This is a genomic window from Sphingobium sp. C100 (genome assembly GCF_000508185.1).
Classification (GTDB): domain Bacteria; phylum Pseudomonadota; class Alphaproteobacteria; order Sphingomonadales; family Sphingomonadaceae; genus Sphingobium.
The window spans coordinates 1-1,047 of record NZ_AYOY01000114.1 but is presented as its reverse complement, the minus strand read 5'-3'; the positions used below and the strand labels follow the sequence as shown (position 1 = coordinate 1,047).

General features: G+C 67.3%; 1 protein-coding gene. It reads left to right on the top strand.

What is annotated here, in order from left to right:
• Positions 1-1,047, top strand: a 1,047-nt coding sequence (locus C100_RS33115) for a UDP-glucose dehydrogenase family protein (RefSeq protein WP_024019329.1), incomplete at both ends; no start/stop codon positions are given.

Below are 1,047 nucleotides of genomic sequence, written 5' to 3'. Positions count from 1 at the left end.
TCGCGCCGCGGCGATGGCCATGCCGATCTCAGCTATGTCTATGCTGCGGCGCGGGAGATTGTCGGCGCGCTCGACGGCCCGGCGGTCATCGTCACCAAATCGACCGTGCCGGTCGGCACCGGCGACGAGGTCGAGCGGATCGCGCGCGAACTGCGCCCCGATCTTGACATCCAGGTCGTCTCCAACCCCGAATTCCTGCGCGAAGGCGCGGCCATCAGCGATTTCAAGCGGCCCGACCGCGTGGTCGTGGGCACCACCGGCTCGGACCGGGCGATCGCGGTGATGAGCCAGATCTACCGTCCGCTCAACCTCAACCAGGCGCCGCTCATGTTCACCGGCCGGCGCACCGCCGAACTGATCAAATATGCCGCCAACGCCTTCCTGGCGACCAAGATCACCTTCATCAACGAAATGGCCGACCTGTGCGAGGCGGTGGGCGCCGAAGTGCAGGACGTGTCGCGCGGCATCGGCCTCGACAACCGCATCGGCGGCAAATTCCTCCACGCCGGACCCGGCTATGGCGGCTCCTGCTTTCCCAAGGATACGCTGGCGCTGGTCAAGACCGGCCAGGATCATGACGCCCCGATCCGCATCGTCGAGACCGTCGTGCAGGTCAACGACCTGCGCAAGCGCGCCATGGGCCGCAAGATCGTCAAGGCGCTGGGCGGCGACGCGCGCGGCAAAAAGGTCGCGCTGCTCGGCCTCACCTTCAAGCCCAATACCGACGACATGCGCGACGCCCCCAGCCTCGCCATCGTCCAGGCGCTCGAAGATGCCGGCGCCAACATCGTCGCCTATGATCCCGAAGGCATGGATGTCGCCGCCCCCATGATGCCGTCCGTCACCATGGCCGGCGACGCCTATGAGGCCGCGCAGGGCGCCGACGCCCTCGTCCTCGTCACCGAATGGGACATCTTCCGCGCGCTCGACCTCAAACGCCTCGCCACCGCCATGAACGGCAAGGCCCTTGTCGACCTGCGCAACATCTACCCCCTCAACGAAGCCACCGAAGCCGGCTTCACCCTCTCCCGCGTCGGCGCCGCGGGT